A 360-nucleotide genomic window follows, 5' to 3' on the forward strand; every position below is an offset into this window, starting at 1 on the left:
GGCAGGGTCCATTTCTGGTTGGCGCCGGTGTGGCAGGTCCAGAGGTGGACCGGCGTTCCGTCGTTCCAGGTGCCGCCCGACGCGTCCAGGCACTTGCCGGACCGGGGGTTGCGCACCGTGCCGTCGGCGTGCGCGGCCCACTGCTGCGCCTCCGTGCCGTTGCACGTCCACAACTGGATCCTCGTACCGTCCGCACTGCCACCACCGGAGACGTCCAGACACTTGCCCAGGGCCCGCAGCGTGCCCTCCTGCCCGACGGTCCACTTCTGGGCGCCGGTGCCGTTGCACGTCCAGATCTGCACCCGGGTGCCGTCCTCCGTATGGGAACCGTCGACATCCAGACACCTGCCACCGACCCCC

Annotated in this window: 1 protein-coding gene; it reads right to left on the reverse strand. The window is 70.3% G+C overall.

The genetic code is table 11. From position 1 onward, the window contains the following. A partial coding sequence (locus tag PUR26_RS02340) for a lectin (RefSeq protein WP_329868621.1) occupies nucleotides 1-360 on the reverse strand: 360 nt, incomplete at both ends.

The sequence above is a fragment of the Streptomyces sp. SP18CS02 genome, assembly GCF_036322365.1.
In the GTDB taxonomy this organism is placed as follows: domain Bacteria; phylum Actinomycetota; class Actinomycetes; order Streptomycetales; family Streptomycetaceae; genus Streptomyces.